Annotated in this window: 15 protein-coding genes and 2 pseudogenes; 6 read left to right on the forward strand and 11 right to left on the reverse strand. The window is 65.2% G+C overall.

Annotation, left to right across the window (positions count from 1 at the left end; all coding sequences use genetic code 11):
- Positions 1 to 163: 163 nt before the first annotated feature.
- Positions 164 to 742 (forward strand): annotated as a pseudogene (locus EET03_RS18985) (MFS transporter); the annotation flags it as partial.
- On the opposite strand, the gene EET03_RS18990 reads toward EET03_RS18985, so the two are convergent.
- Both EET03_RS18990 and EET03_RS18995 read right to left on the reverse strand, forming a co-directional pair.
- Positions 711 to 1,946: an acyl-CoA dehydrogenase family protein gene (locus EET03_RS18990; RefSeq protein ID WP_075540906.1), complete on the reverse strand. Its 1,236-nt coding sequence runs from the start codon at positions 1,944 to 1,946 to the stop codon at positions 711 to 713. The pseudogene EET03_RS18985 and the gene EET03_RS18990 sit on opposite strands and share 32 nt — an antisense overlap.
- On the reverse strand, positions 1,943 to 3,085 hold the full coding sequence (locus EET03_RS18995) for an acyl-CoA dehydrogenase family protein (RefSeq protein ID WP_075540910.1): 1,143 nt from the start codon (positions 3,083 to 3,085) through the stop codon (positions 1,943 to 1,945). The genes EET03_RS18990 and EET03_RS18995 overlap by 4 nt, the downstream gene beginning before the upstream one ends.
- A 195-nt stretch (positions 3,086 to 3,280) precedes the next feature.
- Here EET03_RS18995 and EET03_RS19000 point away from each other — a divergent pair, with 195 nt between their 5' ends.
- Both EET03_RS19000 and EET03_RS19005 read left to right on the forward strand, forming a co-directional pair.
- Positions 3,281 to 4,000 carry a hypothetical protein gene (locus EET03_RS19000; RefSeq protein ID WP_075540905.1) on the forward strand — a complete coding sequence of 240 codons (720 nt, stop codon included), beginning with the start codon at positions 3,281 to 3,283 and terminating at the stop codon, positions 3,998 to 4,000.
- A 59-nt stretch (positions 4,001 to 4,059) separates the two neighbouring features.
- The gene (locus tag EET03_RS19005) at positions 4,060 to 4,641 is read left to right on the forward strand and encodes a hypothetical protein (protein WP_425271538.1); all 582 of its coding nucleotides are present in this window, start codon (positions 4,060 to 4,062) and stop codon (positions 4,639 to 4,641) included.
- Between the two features lie 16 nt (positions 4,642 to 4,657).
- On the opposite strand, the gene EET03_RS19010 is transcribed toward EET03_RS19005, so the two are convergent.
- Genes EET03_RS19010 through EET03_RS19025 form a run of 4 tightly spaced genes read right to left on the reverse strand, consistent with a single transcriptional unit; the run spans position 4,658 to position 7,603 of the window.
- A complete protein-coding gene (locus EET03_RS19010; protein ID WP_075540904.1) occupies positions 4,658 to 5,623 on the reverse strand; it encodes an alpha/beta hydrolase in 966 nt (321 codons plus the stop codon).
- The gene (locus tag EET03_RS19015; protein WP_244232441.1) at positions 5,620 to 6,174 is read right to left on the reverse strand and encodes a hypothetical protein; all 555 of its coding nucleotides are present in this window, start codon (positions 6,172 to 6,174) and stop codon (positions 5,620 to 5,622) included. The genes EET03_RS19010 and EET03_RS19015 overlap by 4 nt, the downstream gene beginning before the upstream one ends.
- Positions 6,171 to 7,247, reverse strand: coding sequence for an amidohydrolase family protein (locus tag EET03_RS19020; protein WP_075540903.1), 1,077 nt, complete (start codon positions 7,245 to 7,247; stop codon positions 6,171 to 6,173). The genes EET03_RS19015 and EET03_RS19020 overlap by 4 nt, the downstream gene beginning before the upstream one ends.
- Complete coding sequence (locus tag EET03_RS19025) at positions 7,244 to 7,603, reverse strand: Rieske (2Fe-2S) protein (RefSeq protein WP_321182428.1); 360 nt, start codon at positions 7,601 to 7,603, stop codon at positions 7,244 to 7,246. The genes EET03_RS19020 and EET03_RS19025 overlap by 4 nt, the downstream gene beginning before the upstream one ends.
- 102 nt (positions 7,604 to 7,705) lie before the next feature.
- On the opposite strand from EET03_RS19025, the gene EET03_RS19030 reads away from it, so the two are divergent.
- Positions 7,706 to 8,938 (forward strand): cytochrome P450, encoded by a 1,233-nt coding sequence (locus tag EET03_RS19030; protein ID WP_075540902.1) that lies wholly within the window; start codon positions 7,706 to 7,708, stop codon positions 8,936 to 8,938.
- Between the two features lie 73 nt (positions 8,939 to 9,011).
- A complete protein-coding gene (locus EET03_RS32470) occupies positions 9,012 to 9,140 on the forward strand; it encodes a hypothetical protein (protein WP_279637718.1) in 129 nt (42 codons plus the stop codon).
- Here EET03_RS32470 and EET03_RS19035 read toward each other — a convergent pair.
- The 3 genes from EET03_RS19035 to EET03_RS19045 form a co-directional block, all read right to left on the reverse strand.
- On the reverse strand, positions 9,137 to 9,919 hold the full coding sequence (locus EET03_RS19035) for an SDR family NAD(P)-dependent oxidoreductase (RefSeq protein WP_082274408.1): 783 nt from the start codon (positions 9,917 to 9,919) through the stop codon (positions 9,137 to 9,139). The two genes, EET03_RS32470 and EET03_RS19035, sit on opposite strands and share 4 nt — an antisense overlap.
- Positions 9,916 to 10,356: a VOC family protein gene (locus EET03_RS19040; RefSeq protein ID WP_167470663.1), complete on the reverse strand. Its 441-nt coding sequence runs from the start codon at positions 10,354 to 10,356 to the stop codon at positions 9,916 to 9,918. The genes EET03_RS19035 and EET03_RS19040 overlap by 4 nt, the downstream gene beginning before the upstream one ends.
- An 81-nt stretch (positions 10,357 to 10,437) precedes the next feature.
- Positions 10,438 to 11,265: an SDR family NAD(P)-dependent oxidoreductase gene (locus tag EET03_RS19045; protein WP_099193665.1), complete on the reverse strand. Its 828-nt coding sequence runs from the start codon at positions 11,263 to 11,265 to the stop codon at positions 10,438 to 10,440.
- A gap of 122 nt (positions 11,266 to 11,387) precedes the next feature.
- On the opposite strand from EET03_RS19045, the gene EET03_RS19050 reads away from it, so the two are divergent.
- A complete protein-coding gene (locus EET03_RS19050) occupies positions 11,388 to 12,653 on the forward strand; it encodes a serine hydrolase domain-containing protein (RefSeq protein ID WP_167470664.1) in 1,266 nt (421 codons plus the stop codon).
- Between the two features lie 615 nt (positions 12,654 to 13,268).
- On the opposite strand, the pseudogene EET03_RS19055 reads toward EET03_RS19050, so the two are convergent.
- Together EET03_RS19055 and EET03_RS19060 are read right to left on the reverse strand one after the other, a co-directional pair.
- Positions 13,269 to 14,506 (reverse strand): annotated as a pseudogene (locus EET03_RS19055) (cytochrome P450).
- A complete protein-coding gene (locus EET03_RS19060) occupies positions 14,503 to 15,525 on the reverse strand; it encodes an LLM class F420-dependent oxidoreductase (protein ID WP_075540899.1) in 1,023 nt (340 codons plus the stop codon). The pseudogene EET03_RS19055 and the gene EET03_RS19060 overlap by 4 nt, the downstream one beginning before the upstream one ends.
- Between the last annotated feature and the right edge of the window lie 214 nt (positions 15,526 to 15,739).

The following is a 15,739-nucleotide window of genomic DNA, read 5'->3' on the forward strand; positions in this document are numbered from 1 at the left end:
GTCGCGACTACCCCAGGAAGGAGCGAACCCCACCGGGACCTGGAACCCGGCGTCACCGCACGACACGCGGCGCCGAAACCTACCCGGCACCACGAAATCAAGATCAACAAGCGTCGCCGGCCCCACATCACGGCGTCACCTACACCCGCATGAAATTTTGAGGTATCTGCTGTCCTCCCAGATTTATCTCATGCTTCCCGCGCAGGCCTCAGTGGTGGCGCCACACTCCCAAGCACAATTGGTGGCAGCACTTTTCGGCACGTCAGGCCTGGTCGCGGTGGCCGGCCAGCTGCGCATCACCCGATGGTTCTCGGCACGATGGCGACCGGGGCGCAGTGTGTACGTCGGGGTGGCGCTGATGGCGGCATCGTTTGCGCCGCTGGCCGCCATCCCCAACTCGCAGCGGTTGGGCACTCCGGCGACCGTCGCGGCGTTGCTTACCGCAGCCGCCCTGCTCGCCGTCGCCTCCGCAGCGGTGTTTCCCTTCGAGATGCAGATCGTGGTGTCGTTGTCCAGCGAGCGGTTGGTGGCGACCCACTATGGCTTCTACAACACCATTATCATCGGAGTCGGGATCCTGGCCGGCAATTTCGCGATCGGGGCGCTATTGGGCACCGAACACCGCCTGGACAGCGACGAACTCGTTTGGGCCGCACTGATTCTCGTCGGACTAATTGCTGCAACGGGGCTATACCGGCAGGACGCGAAGGTCAACGTGCCTGGCCGTGCCGTACCTGATTGAACGGCACCCCGCGGTCGGCGGCGTATTCCCGCGGGAAGTTCAGCACCCGCTCACCGATGACGTTGCGCGCCATCTCGGTTGTTCCGCCGCCGATGGCGACGGACTGCCGCGCGAGGTAGCGCAGTCCGGCCTGCAGGCCCTCGCCGGGTTGCCCCACCACACCGGCGGCTCCGGCGATCGCCAGCGCGGTGTCCATCTCACACATCACCGTCTCGGCGTGAAAGAGCCTGATCAGCGTTCCACCGGCAGGCGGCAGCGTGCCGTCGCTGACGCTGCGGTAGACGTGCTCGATCAGCTGCTCGGCCACCGTGCGGTGCACCAACGCCCGGCCCGCCGTCTCCCGTACCCAATCACTGTCGGCCCGGCCGGCCTGCCGCGCGAGTTCGGCGTAGTCGACCGGCGTCGTGTGACCGCCCTCGCTGCCACCGCCACTGGCGAACTCCGAGCCCATCCCGACCGCCCGGCGCTCGTGATAGAGCTGTCGCGAGGCCACGGCCCAGCCGTTGTTCACCTCGCCGACCACCGCATCCTCGCCGACGTCCACCCCGTCGAGGAATTCCTCGCAGAACTCCGAAGAGCCGTTCACCTGGGTGATCCGGCGCAACGTGATTCCGGGGTGATCGATGGGCACCAGGAACATCGTCAGCCCCTCATGTTTGGGCACATCCCAGTCGGTGCGGGCCAGACACAGTCCGTAGTCGGCGGCGAACGCGCTGGTGCTCCAGGTCTTGGCACCGTCGATCACCCATCGATCACCGCGTCGCTCGCCGCGGGTCAGGACGCCGGCCAGATCCGATCCGCCGCTGGGCTCCGAAAGCAGTTGCACCAGCACCTCGTCGCCGCGCAGCGCCGCCGCGATGTGAGTCTTCTTCTGCTCCTCGCTGGCGGTGTCGAGCAGCGTGGCACAGCAGATGGTGAACGTCGGGGTGTTGAGGATCAACGGCATCTCGTAGCACCGGGATTCCTCGTCGAATGCCCGTTGGTATTCGTACGGTAGACCCTGGCCACCGTACTCGCGGGGGAAGCAGATCCCGGCGAATCCTCCTTCGTAGAGCCGCTTTTGCAATTCTCGGGCCCGCTGCCAGGAGCGTTCTTGATCGCGGGGCGCCGCGGGCGGTGACATAGGGTCGACAGGTGGCATGTTGCCGGCCAGCCACGCTCGGGCCCGGGCGGCGAATTCCGCAACGGACTGGGTCGGCGTCATCGAGTCGCCTTCGCTTCGGCTTCCAGCGCGTACACACGGCGATTGTGTTCTTCCGGAGTGCCGAACATGGCGCGGTACAACGTAACTCGCCTCAGGTACAGGTGCAGGTCATGTTCCCAGGTGATGCCGATCCCGCCGTGCATCTGCACGCAACCCTGAACGATCTGTCCCGCCATTTCGCCGACATAGGACTTCGCAACACTGGCCCCCCGGCCTGCTGCCGGCGAGCGCGCGCCAACCGCTTTCACCGCGGCGGCCGTGGTGGCGCGGCAAGCCTCCAGCCACAACTTCATGTCAGCGAACTTGTGTTTGAGCGCTTGGTAGGACGCCAGCGGACGTCCGAATGTGTGCCGATCCCGCGCCCATTGCACGGTGAAGTCGAAGACCGTTTGCAAGATCCCGACCACCTCGGCGCACTGCAGTACCTGAGCGATCTGACTTTGCCGATCGATCAGCCCGGCCGTCTCGGCGGCGGTGCCGACCGTCGCCGACTCAGCCACCACGACGCCGTCAAAATCCACCCTCGCGTACTGCTTGACCAAGTCCAGCGACTGCTGAGGCGCAATCCGCACTCCGGGCGCATCCGCCGGCACCAGGAACTGGCGGACCTCATCACCGCACCGCGCGACCACCAGCAACAGCGCGCTCTGGGCACCGGCTTCCACCCGGTCTTTGACGCCCTCGATGCGGTAGCCGGAGTCGACGGGTGTGGCCGTGACCGTCGGATCCAGCGGCGACCAACCCCGGCCCGGTTCGCAGACCGCCCACGAGGCCACCGCTTCGCCGGACATCAGGGACGCGATTACCCCGGCGTGCGCGTGCGGCTCGGCGCAGTCGACCAAGGCCGCAAGCACGGTGCTGACCGGATACAACGGCCCGGGTGCCACCGTCGTGCCAAGCTGCTCGGCAACCATGGCCAGATCCTCGACGCCGTTGCCCGAGATGCTGCCGCCGCCCAATTCCTCGGGAACGAGCAGCGCCGTCCACCCCAGCTCAGCGGCCCGCCGCCACCACTGCGGGTCAAAGGACACACCCGCGGCGTGCAACTCCCGGACGTGGCGCAGCGAGGCTTCTTTTTGCAGAAATGCGTGGGTAGTGGAGGTAAAGAGTATCTTTTCGGGAGAGTCGACAGCGGTCATCATGCCGCCCGTACTCTCCTGGGCCGTCCTTCGCCGCCGCAAAGGACGTCGGTGGGAAAGCTCGGGTGGCTGATCATCCGCCTAATCGGTCCTCGCTGGAGCGGAGTTCGGTGGCGACTCTGATGTTAGCAATGGGCGATACCGTAAGAGATACCGGAGTTCAGTCGATAATGATGGCCACGGGCTGTAACCGCAATGGCTGACGCAACCGAACCGCACCCGGGCTCGGCGAACTCGCAACCCGAGGTGAGGGCCTGGGCTGCGCAAGCCGATGCCGCCGGGGAAGACGATGCCGAGTACAGCGACCCCGACTACGAGTACGTCGACTACGACGAGTTCGTCGCAGCCGACGACGATGAGACAGACGGGGTCGAAGACCAGGACGCCGCCGAGGCGGCCGCGCCCCGAGGCCGGTCCTGGCGGTGGTTGCGGGTGCTGCTGGCCGGACTCGCCAAGGCCGCCGCGGTGGTCATCATCTGCGGCTTCGCCGCGCTCAGCGGAATCATGGTATGGCAGCACCACCAGACCACGCAGCGTCACGAACGCGCCGAGGCGTTCGCCGACGGGGCCAAAAAGGGCATCATCAATATGATTTCCCTGGACTTCCGGAAAGCCAAGGAGGACGTCCAGCGGGTGATCGACAGTTCCACGGGCGAGTTCAAGGACGAATTCCAGCAGCGGGCAGCCGATTTCACCAAGGTTGTCGAGCAGTCCAAAGTCGTGACGGAAGGAACGGTCACCGCCACAGCGGTCGAATCGATGGACGGGAACACCGCTTTGGTGCTCGTCTCGGCGACATCGCGGGTCACCAACGGCGGAAACGGCAAAGAGGAACCACGCGAGTGGAGGCTGAAGGTGACCGTGACCGAGGAGAACGGGCAGTACAAGATGTCGAAGGTTGAGTTCGTACCGTGACCGATCATGTGCGTGACGTCGGCGACGCCGAGAGCGAATTCGACGATTCGGCGACGTCGGTGATTCCGGCGACCGACGAGTGGGACGACGAAGCATCAGGTGACGACTCCCCCGCACCGGCGCGTGGTTGGGCGCAGGACTTATGGCGCAGAAAGATCAATCTGAAACCGGTCCCGGTGATTTTGATCGTGCTCATCCTGATTTCCGGCGGCATCACCGCCTGGCTGTACGCCAAGCTGTACCGGCCCGATCAGCAGGTCGGCCCCAGCGTCGCACGCGCTGCGGTCAGCGCGGCCTCCGATGGCACTGTCGCGCTGCTGTCGTATTCGTCCGACACGCTCGACAAGGACATCGCCGCCGCCAGGACACATCTCGGCGGGGATTTCCTGGACTACTACAACCAATTCACGCAGCAGTTCGTGGTTCCGGGGGCCAAGCAGAAAGCGCTGAAGACCACCGCCAAGGTGATGCGCGCCGCGGTGTCGGAGCTGCATCCGGGTTCGGCCGTGGTGCTGGTTTTCGTCGACCAGAGCACCACTACCAAGGACAACCCCGAACCGACCATCAAGCCCAGCAGCGTGCTGGTGAGCGTGACCCAGGTCGGCGGCAAGTGGCTGATCACCAAATTCAACCCGGTATAGGTCGGGTCCGCCCGGTTCAGGTGGTGAAGGCTCGCCGCAGCGTCTGAGCATGCAACGCGTGGTTCTCTTGGGAGACGACCCAATCGGCGACGACCGAGTCGAAGCCATGGAATGTCGCCGCGAAGACGTGTAGTTCGGTATGGACGTACGCGTGCAGCAGACGGTTCGCGTAATCAATGGCTTCGTCGCGGCAGGGGTCGATCTCCGAGCAGCTGATGAATGTCGGCGGCAAGCCTTCCAGATTCGCCCGGTGCGCCGGAACGTGCTGACGATTCGCCGTGGTGTGGCCCAGGTAATGGGCCCAGGCCCGGGACACCGCCTGACCGTTGAGACCGGGGGTGCGCTGAAACTCCCGCCGCGACGGCGTGGCGTCGGGATCGAGCATCGGCTGATGCAGAATCTGCACCAGGATCGGCGGGCCTTCCTCGTCGAACATGCGCTGGGCCAATCCGGCCACCAGCGCCGCACCGGCGTCGCGGCCCATCACCGCCAGCCGACGGGTATCGGCGTCTAGTTCGGCGCAGTTGTCGACCGCATAACGCAGACTCGCCTCGACATCATCGAGGGCCGCCGGGCACGGATGCTCCGGCGCCAGCCGGTAGTCGACCGACACGACCAGGCAGTCGGCCGCGCGAGCCAGCTCCACACAGTGCCCGTGGTCGGTGTCGAGGTTGCCGGTGACGAATCCGCCGCCGTGGGCGTAGATCACTATCGGCGTAGTTGACCCGCTGCCACCCCGATACAGCCGTAAGCCCAGCCGGCCGCCGTCCGGACCGGCAATGTATCGCGATTCGATGCTCACCCCGGCAACGCCCGCGTCGACCGCCGCGGCCCGCTCCGCGGCGACCCGGTCGGCATGCTGCCGCTCGGCGCTCAACGTCTCGGCGCTGAATTCGACGATCCCCAGCGCGGCGGCGGTATCGCGCAGCGCCGGGTCGATACGGCTAAGACCTTGCGGCCGTGCGAGATTCGTTTGAGTCATGATGACTCGACTCCTGGCTCAGCGTCGACGACACCGTCGCGGAGTGGTTCTCCGGGCAGTGCCTTGACCGTCGCGGGCAGCCCATAGAGCGCAGTCGCGGTGCCGCGCATGATCGACCCGCGCCACCGGCCATGCGCGTTGTGCTTGTCCAGCCAGACATCGGCCAGCCAGTCGTTGTACGTCGACTTCAGCACATGTTCGGCCTGCGGCAATTGCGCATCACACATCGGCTCCAATGAGGCGATGCTGACGCCGGCTTCCACCAGCAACTGCTTGGCCGCGAAATCCGGGTCGCTACCCGCCAGCCCGCCGTCGGGCGGGGCGGCGTCCAGCCGCAACGACATCGTCTTGTAGGAGTCCGGGGTGTCGTAGAAGTGCGGCACCGGAGTGACCGCATTTCCGGTAGGCCAGATCTTGCCCACCCATTCGGCCGGCGCGTAGGACTTGAGGACGTCCGTCGAGATGGGCAGCGGATGAACGTCGGTGTCCACGACGGTGACCGCTATTTCCCGTCGCTCCGAGTGGGCATCGACTCGCTCGAGTACGGTCATCGCACGCTGCTTTCCACTGTCAGCCCGTAGAGCTCGCTGGCGTTGCGCCACAACATCTTCGCCCGCTGTAGCTCGTCCAAACCGGTGACGGTCACGTCGGGTGGCGACGTGGACCAATGGGGGTAGCTCGAGCCGTACATCACCAGGTCGGCCTTGTCGGAGAAGTCCATCCAGCGCTGCATCTGCCCGGCATCGACGGGTCCGTCGAACGCCGACGAGCAGAACCGGACATGCGCGGACAGGTATTCGCTGGGATAGCGGTCCACCCACGGCGTCTGGTCACGCATCGACAGCCAGAAAGTGTCCAGCCGCCACATCAGCGGGGTGAGGATGTCGTATCCGCCGTCGGCGAACACGAATTTGAGGCCGGGGTGCCGGCCGAAGACCCCCTCGACGATGAGCGTGGCCAGGTGCACGAAGTAGTTCAGCGGCATGAAGGCCGCATACCCGGGATAGGTGTGCGCGTGCCCGGCGAACGTCGGCGGATAGTCGACGCCGTTGCCGCCGTTGATGTGCACCGCCACCGGTAAGCCGTGAGCGGCGGCGGCCTCCCAGATGGGCTCGAACATCGGCTTGCCGTACGGCTCGCGCGATTGCATCGGAACACCGACCTGAACCAGCTTGGGATGACCGGCGAGTCGTTCGATCTCGGCGACGGCGCCCTTGGGGTCCTCCGGATTGACCCGGATGGTTCCCCGAAAACGGTCGGAGTATCGGTTGGTGGGGTCGGGATCTAGCCACCGGTCGAGCAGCCAGTCGTTGACCGCTGCACAGATGCAGCTATTGAGCAGGTAGTCGGCGATGTTGCCCCGGGTCAGCGGATTGAGGATGGCGTAGGCGATACCGGTGTCGTCGAACAGATGCCGGCTGACGGTCTCGGGATCCGAGCCGGGGTACTGCTTTCCATACAAGTCCGGCCGATAGTCACCGCCGGGCGCCTGGTACCACTGCTGTTCGACGTCGGGGATCGACCGCAGCTGGTGGGCAGTGGGCAGATAACGCCGCATCTCCGCGTTGTCGCGAAAATGGGGCTGCACGTTGGTGTCAATGCAGGCACCGATAACCGGGCTCATGCGGTCAGATACACCTTCCCGTCGGTCACGTCGACGTGATAGGTGCGAACCCGACGTCGCGGATCGGCGACGTTGCGGCCTGTCGTGACGTCGAATTCCCAGTTGTGCCAAGGACATCGCATGATTTGGCCATCCCTTGCCCGGCGTAGCCGCCCGGGTTCGCCCGGGACCGTCTCGTTGGTGCCGCCGAGCAGGCCACGGCACAACGGGGCGCCCTCGTGCGGACAGTAATTGACGATGGCATAGAGCGCACCGCCGACGTTGTAGACACCCACCCCGAACTTCCCGGCGTCGATCAGCCTCATGGTGCCCGGCGGCAGCTCGTCGACGGTGCACACGAGTCGCCGTTGCAGCACTGGTGTACCCCGCCTTCTGCCCGGTACGGCACCCGCCACCACCGCCTGGCTTCGTTGCTATTTATACTATAATAGCGACATTCCGTACCGGGAGGAGCGCTGATGACGGTGCACACCAACTCCGACGGCCAGGCCGTCGTCCCCACGCTTGATACCACCGGCCAGATCAGCCCCTACCCGTTCTTCGAGTACATGCGCCGCACCGACCCGGTGTGGCATGGCGCCCTCATGGACCACGAGCAGATGCCCGAAGAACTGCGGCCCAACGACGAATGGGTGTTGTTCGGCTACGACGGCGTGTTTCAAGCCTTTCGCGACGACCGCATCTTCACCTCGGCCAACTACGACAAGACCATCGGATTGGTCATGGGCCACACCATTTTGGCGATGGGCGGCAAAGAGCACCACGACCACCGCAGCCTGGTGGCCAAGGCTTTCCGGGCCACCGCGCTGGAACGCTGGGAACCGTCGGTCATCGGGCCGGTCTGCGACCAGTTGATCGACGAAATCAAGCATGACGGTCACGCCGATCTCGTGAAGGCGCTGACGTTCGAGTTTCCGACCCGGATCATCTCGACACTGCTGGGGCTGCCCCGGGAGGACCTCGACCTGTTCCGGCGGCTGTCACTCGACCTGATCTCGATCCCGACCGACATCATGGCCGGGTTGACCGCGGCGGCCGAGCTGCACGCGTACTTCCTCGACCAGGTCGAGCAGCGGCGGCGCAAACTCACCGACGACATCATCGGCGACCTGGTCGCCGCCGAGATCGACGGCGAAAAGCTCACCGACGAGGCCATTATCGCGTTCTTGCGCCTACTGCTGCCGGCCGGACTGGAGACCACGTACCGGTCCTCGGGAAACCTGTTGTACCTCCTGCTGACTCACCCCGAGCAGTTGGCAATGGTCCGCCAAGACCGCTCGTTGATACCCACCGCGATCGAAGAGGGCCTGCGGGTGGAGACCCCGTTGACCATGGTCATGCGGACCACCACCGAAGACGTCGAAATCGGCGGCAAGACCATTCCGGCCGATGCGCAGATCGACCTGTGCATGGGTTCGGCCAACCGCGACGAAACCCGCTGGACCGACCCCGACACGTTCGACATCCGGCGTCCGCGGCACCCACACATCGCCTTCGCGGGCGGCATCCACATGTGCCTGGGCATGCATCTGGCCCGGCTGGAGACGCGGGTGATGCTCAACAGCCTGCTCGACCGGATCACGGACCTGACTTTCGTCCCCGACGACGGCACCGGTGAGGAACCCAGGATCGTCGGGCTGACATTCCGGTCGCCCAACAAGCTTCCGGTCACGTTCACCCCGGCCGCGTGAGGAGCCGCACGGCGACCCCCGCATGACGTCGGGGGGCCTTGGTCCGTCGAAGAATTCGAGTTGAACCCGCCCCGTGACGGCGCGGTCCTGGTCGAGATGGCTTGGCGCCCGGCGCTACCGCCTCGACGACATCAACACCGCCTACACCGAATTGTGTAACGGTGAAATCATCTGCGGTATCATCGATTTCGATGTCCGCTAAGCCTTCTTGGCGTTCTCCCGCTGGTCTCGGAGTTCTCTCAGTCGCTTGAGACGCATCAGCCGCTCGACTTGACCGTAGGCGTCGATCGGGCTGTGCAGAGCCAGGCCGCCGTCGGCGTGTACCACCTGCCCGGTCACCCACGGCAGTTCGAGGACACCGACGATGGCCGCGGCCACGTCGCTGACCTCGCCCAGGCGGCCCAGGGCCGTCCGCCTGGACAAGCCGTCCACCCAGCCGGGCCAGGCTTCCGGATTGGGCAGCATCGGTGTTCGCGTGACGCCTGGTCCGACGGCGTTGACCCGGATGTCGTGGCTGCCCCACTCCACCGCGGCGACCTTCACCAGCATGTCCACCCCGGCCTTGGACACGCAGTAGGCGCCCATATCGCGGTCGGCGACGGTGCCGCTGATGCTGGAGACCGCGACGATCGAACCTCCCACCCCGGCATCGATCATGGCTTGCGCGGCGGCGCGGATGGTCAGCCAGGTGCCGGTGAGGTTGACCCCCAAGACGCGTTCCCATTCCGCGGGTGTTTGTTTCAGCAACAGACCGGACGACCCGACGCCGGCGGAGGTGACCACCCGGGTGGGCACCCCGTGCTCGCGCACGGTTTGTGCCATCGCGGCCGCCACCGCGTCGGGGTCGCTGACATCGCAGATGACGTCGGCATCGGACAAATCCCACACGACGACGTCGTGGCTTGCGTCGCGCAGCCGAGCGACGACTTCTCGTCCGATCCCGGAGGAGCCGCCGGTTACCAGGGCAGTCACCGCGTTCATACCGCGGGTCCGATCAGCTCGACAAGGACGCCGTCCGGTGCGGTGACGACCGCCATCGGGACGGTCTTGCCTGCCGGAGCCGGCATGCTGATCCGCCGTACCCCGTCGGCGAAACCCAAAGCCGCCAGCGCGGACAACGTCGCGTCGACGTCGCGCTGCAGCGACAGCAGGAAGAAACCGTGCCGCGGCGTGCTCGCCGCGGGTAGCGCCGCATCGGCACCGAACATCTCCACCAGTTCGACGATGCCGCAATCGGGTGTCTGCGGATCACCCAGGAAGATCGATCGCAGTTGATCGGTCTTGGCGCCGAACAATTCCGGCCAATTACCGGTGAAACTATGGTCGAACAATTCGGTCAACCCAAGACCGTCCCGCCAGAATCGCAGAGAACTTTCGACATTAGCGGTGCAGATCGCGGCGTGATGAACACCTAGCACGAAATTCAATGTTAGCTGGCCGTATTTCAGTCGTTGCGGCGGGACAGCGCCCGGACCTCATTCGCAACGCCGGAGCCGCGCCTAAGCGAGCTTGGCCATCGTGCTTTCCCACAGCTCGCCGGCCAGGCGCGGATCGTAGGCCGCGCGGTTGGCTTTGGCGATCTTGTGCCGGCAGTAGTACTCGCCTGACGTCCAATCGACGCCGGGCCGGCTGGACGCCAGCCAGACCAGTTGTTCGGCTCCCTGTTCCGGGGTGGCCGTGAAGCGGGCCGATATCGGTACGTGGTGCTTCATGAAGGTCAGGACCCGCGATCCCGATGCATCGCCGAAGTTGGAGTTCACATAGCCGGGATGAAATGTCGCGGCCGACAGTCCGCTGCCATGGTAGCGGCGGTGTAATTCCTTGGTGAACAACACGATTGCCAATTTGGTCAGCGCGTAGGCAACGCTGGGCCGATGGTGAGCCGTGTTCTCGAGGGACGTAATCGTCACTCGGGGCAGCATTTTCTGCGACGAGCTGGTCGTATTGATGACCGTCGCGCGAGAATCGAGCAGCACCGTCAACAGCTGCGTGGTGAGCAGAAACGGCGCCAGATAGTTGACCTGGTATGTCTTCTCGTAGCCGTCGGCTGTGAGCTGAGTTGCTCTGCTCATGCCGCCGGCGTTGTTGGCCAACACGTGAATGCGTGGGTACTCCGTGCGAATCTTGTCCGCCAGGGCCCGTACCTGGGATAGGTCGGCGAAGTCGGCCACGAAGTAATCCGCACCCAACTCCGCGGCCACTGCGGTGGTCTTGGCTTCCGAGCGTCCGACCACGACGACGTGTTCGCCATTGCGACTGAGCCGGCGCGCCGCCGCCGCCCCGATGCCGTCGCTGGCGCCGGTGATGACAATCGTCTTGCGCGTCATATCGTTGCGTCCTCGTGCGTATTCCAACGAGAGTGTAGCGATACCGCGCCGAATGTCATTGACTTATGCCGGAACTTATGCCGAACGGATCGTTTGTGGAGTACGGATCACGAAAGGCCGCGATGAGCGTTTTTTCTCGCCGCGAGTTCGGGCGACTCGCCACGCATGTCGGCGTTGCCGGCGTAAGCGGTGCGCTTATCGCCTGTGGTGCGGGCCCCACACCGCGCCGCCCCGATCCGACGACCACCGCCAAACCGGAGACCCGCGGCAGGCCGATTCGGCCCACCCAGTCCGATGTCGATCGGATCATCGGCGACCATGCCCAGACGCTGCTTGACCATCTGCGAGCCAGAGCCCCGGGACGCGACTACGGCGTAGCGGTGGCTTTCGCATATCCGAACCGCGATTTCAAGCCGTTCTACATGTACGGAACGGTTGCCGAGAACAACCCGCCCACCGAAAGAACGATCTTCTCCATCGGATCGGTGACCAAAACCTTCACCGCCGCACTGTTCGCCACCGGGGTAGCGATGCGGCCGGACTGCTTCGACTGGGATGCCGGGCTGAAGCGCTACCTGAGCACCTATTTCGGCGACAGCGGAGATCTGAGTAAGACCATGCAACTGGTCACCCCGAGGATGCTCGCCCAGCACACGTCGGGTCTGGCGCACGATTCCACCGGCCCGGCCGACGGTGACGGCCTGTTCCTCACCAACCCCTCCGCGCCGCCGCCAAGTCTGCTCAACGCGTGGCGGACCCACCGCGGCCCGCAACCTGGAAGCTGCTGGCAATACTCCAACCTCGGCTTCGTCACGTTAGGCTTCGCCGCCGTGTCGGCCTACCGGTGTGCGGGCGCGGGTGGGTCGTATGCGGGTGTGCTGCGTGGTCAGATCACCGGGCCACTAGCCATGCCCGACACCGGTACGACGGTGGCTGACGGCGCGCCGCTGGCGCGCGCCTACCCCAATGGCCGGGAGGTATCACCCGCTGCCCCTTCGGATCTGAAGTCCTCGGCGGCCAATATGCACACCTGGCTGCTGGCGCATCTGGGCTCCGTCCGCGGGCCTGAGCACCTGATGCAGGCACTGGCCACCACGATCCGGCCCGAGCCGTTATCGGTCGAGATGTGCGGCAAGCGCACCCGGGGACCCGCACAGATGGGCCTGGCCTGGCAGGTCGAAACCGGTCCGCCCCAAATCATCTGGAAAGACGGCCTGACCTCTGCGGGCGGCTGCTCCTGCTGGATCGGGATCACGCCCGCCGGCCCCGGGAACGAGCCGATGGGAATTGCCATCCTGGTCAACGGCTTCTGGAACAAGGACAAGCCGGCTGTCCTGGCCGACAATCACGGCCCGGCGATCATCAAAGAAATCTCGGCGGCCGGGTAACCGAACCTCGGTCGCTGGGCCGGTCACCGCCCCGGCTCCATGCCGGGCCATGGCCATTCCCGGCCGAGCCGGGTGAAGCCGGTACCCGGTTTGCCCGCCTCTTGCACGACACCCTCAGGGACGCAGCGAGTTTGTCGCTCAGAGCCGGGCGTGGGGCTACGCCCCGGTATGGGGAGATGGGAATCGGAGCTGGTGCGGTTGGGTGCGTGGTGGGGTGTGGCGCCGAGTGCGTGCTGACGGTGTCGAGTGTGCGCTGATGGTGTCGAGTGTGCGCTGATGGTGTCGAGTGTGCCGTCAGGGCGGGCCGATCGCGGATGTTCCCGCCCTACACGCACACTCAAAGCCGTCACCGCACTTCGATACAGCGGAATGACAGTCGCGTCAGCCATCCGCCGCCGGGCGAACCGCCATCGTTACGCTCGAACACACGACGCTCACCCGCGCCTCCACACGCCCATCAACGCCACCACCGATACACCCCTGCAACCCCACACCGACGCCGCCTAACACCAGCGGGCAGCCCACTCACCAACTACTGGTCACCGTGAATTTCCGGCCGAGCCGGGCGCCTTGAACAACCGGGAACACCTGACTACCGGGATGTCTTGCCGCGGGTTACACCACCGAGTATCGAATCGGGAGGTGTTTGAGACCGCCGACGAACGTGGTGGCAACAAGCTGCGGATCACCGCAGAGCTCAATGGATTTCATCCTGGGAAGCAACTCGGAGAAGAAGCTGCTGACCTCCATCCGGGCCAGTGCGGCACCCATGCAGAAGTGCACGCCGTAGCCGAAGGCCAAATGCTTGTTCGGCTCGCGTCCCACGTCGAAGCGGAACGGCTCCTCGAAGACGTCTTCGTCGCGGTTCGCCGATGCATATGACAGCAGCACGGATTCGCCTGCCGCGATGGGTGTTCCGCGCACGACGGTGTCGGCGGCAGCGGTGCGCATGAAGTGTTTGACCGGGGTGACCCAACGGACCATCTCCTCGGTGGCCAGCGGCATGAGGCCGAGATCGTCGCGCAGCCGCTGCAGTTGGTCCGGATTCTCGATGAGTGCCTGCAGCCCGCCGGAGATGGTTGCGCTGGTGGTGTCGTGCCCGGCGGTCGCCACGATCAGGTAGTAGGACACCGTCTCGATGTCCGACAGCGGCTCGCCGTCGATGCGGGCGTTGGCGATCGCCGACGCGAGATCTTCGGTCGGATGCTCGCGGCGCGCCGCGGTCACCGCGTTGAAGTACTCGAACATGTCCAGCAGCGCGGGCAGCTGGTCCTCGTCGGACGTGCCGCGCTGGTATTCGCTGTCGTCGCTGCCGAAAACAACTCCTGGGTCAGCGTGAGCATGCGGCCGAAGTCGGCCTCCGGCAGCCCAAGCAGCGACATGATCACGTAAAGCGGGTAGTTGACCGCGACCTGCTGCACGAAATCGCACTCGGGCCCCACCGCCGTCATCCTGTCGAGGTAGCTCTTGGCCAATTCATCGATGCGAACCTTCATCGCCCGCATGGCTTTTGGGCGGAACCAAGCCGCGCCGATCGCGCGGAACACCCGGTGCTGCGGGTCGTCGAGGTGGATGAGCGTGCGGACACCCGCGGCTGCCTGCAATTCGTCGCCCGCTACCGTCGCCAAGACGGGGCGCGGCCAGTTGGTGAACAGCATGTTGTCGCGCTCGATGGCCATGATGTCGGCATGTTTGGTGACCGCCCAGAACGGCCGGTAGTCCGGCACCTCGACCCACGATACCGGAGCGCTGGCACGCAAGTGAGTCAGCGCGGTGTGCAACCGCGGTTCATCGGTATAGGCCAGCGGGCCTGCCAATAGTGTGGCGGCCTCGTCCACGGTCCGCACCGTCATTGCCGAAAGTCCTTCAGTGCGGCTCGGATACAGTCCTGCGAGGCGCCGAAGAAGATCGGCAGCACCCGGTCGACAACGCCGTCGCACCGATCGCGCAGCGCGGCGGCGATGCCGTCGACCGGTCCGACAACCGCGAAGGCACTTAGCATCTCGTCGTCGATCAGAGATCCCATGGTGTCCCACTCCCCGTGCAGGGAAAGGCGGCGCAGTTCGGTGTGCAGGTCTCCCCAGCCGTGCACGTCGAGAACCTTCCGGTAGGCGGGCGTGGACCCGTAGAAGGCGATCCGCTTGCGCAGGGCCGCGACGGCCGTCTGCAGGTCCGCGTCGTTCTCGCCCGTCGCGATCATCACTTCGGCGGACACCTCGAAGTCGCCGCGGTCCCGGCCGGAGCGCTGCAGACCGCGAAGCAGCCCTGGCAAGGTCACCTCATCGAGGTAACGCCGGGAGACCATCGGGTGTCCGAGGTGGCCGTCGGCAACCTCGCCGCACATCTCGGTCATTTCTTCGCCCACGGCGGCGAGGAAGATTTTCGGTGCCGGATACGGCTGGGTCTCCGGCGTGAACATGGGGGTCATGATCTTGTGGGTGTAGAAGTCGCCCTCGAAACGGAGCTTGCCGCCGTCGCGCCAGGCGGACCAGATCGCGTGCAGCGCGGCAACGAATTCCCGCATCCGGCGTGCCGGGTGGCTCCAGGGCATGCTGAATCGCTTCTCGATGTGGGCCTGGATTTGGGTGCCCAGCCCGAGGATGAACCGTCCCTGGGAATAGCTCTGCAGATCCCAGCCAAGGTTGGCCACGGTCATCGGATTGCGCGCGAAGGCCACCGCGATGTTGGTGCCGAGTTCGATTCGCGCCGTGTGTTCGGCGGCCAGCAGCAGCGGCAGAAACGGATCGTGACTGGTCTCGGCTGTCCAGCCGCCGTCATACCCGTTACGCTCCAACGCATCGGCCGCCTCGATGACCCGGGCGAGCTGGTTGGGAATGCCCCCGTCAACCTTGAGGCGGGGCGCGCTACGCATGCGAGCGACTTTAGAGCCTGTTCACAAACCCGTGTGACTGTAGTGACAGATGATAACGATGTGATAACGATTGTGTGTCGCGCAATCGGATGAGGCGGGGCTCGCGGTAGCGGATGAACACCACATCCCTCTCGCTGCCGGAGCCCCGTGAGTGCCTGTCTACCTTGTCACGTCCCCGAAAACCAGTTGCGCCGCCGCGGGTTGCCTATGTTGT

The sequence above is a fragment of the Mycobacterium innocens genome (assembly GCF_900566055.1).
In the GTDB taxonomy this organism is placed as follows: Bacteria; Actinomycetota; Actinomycetes; order Mycobacteriales; family Mycobacteriaceae; genus Mycobacterium; species Mycobacterium innocens.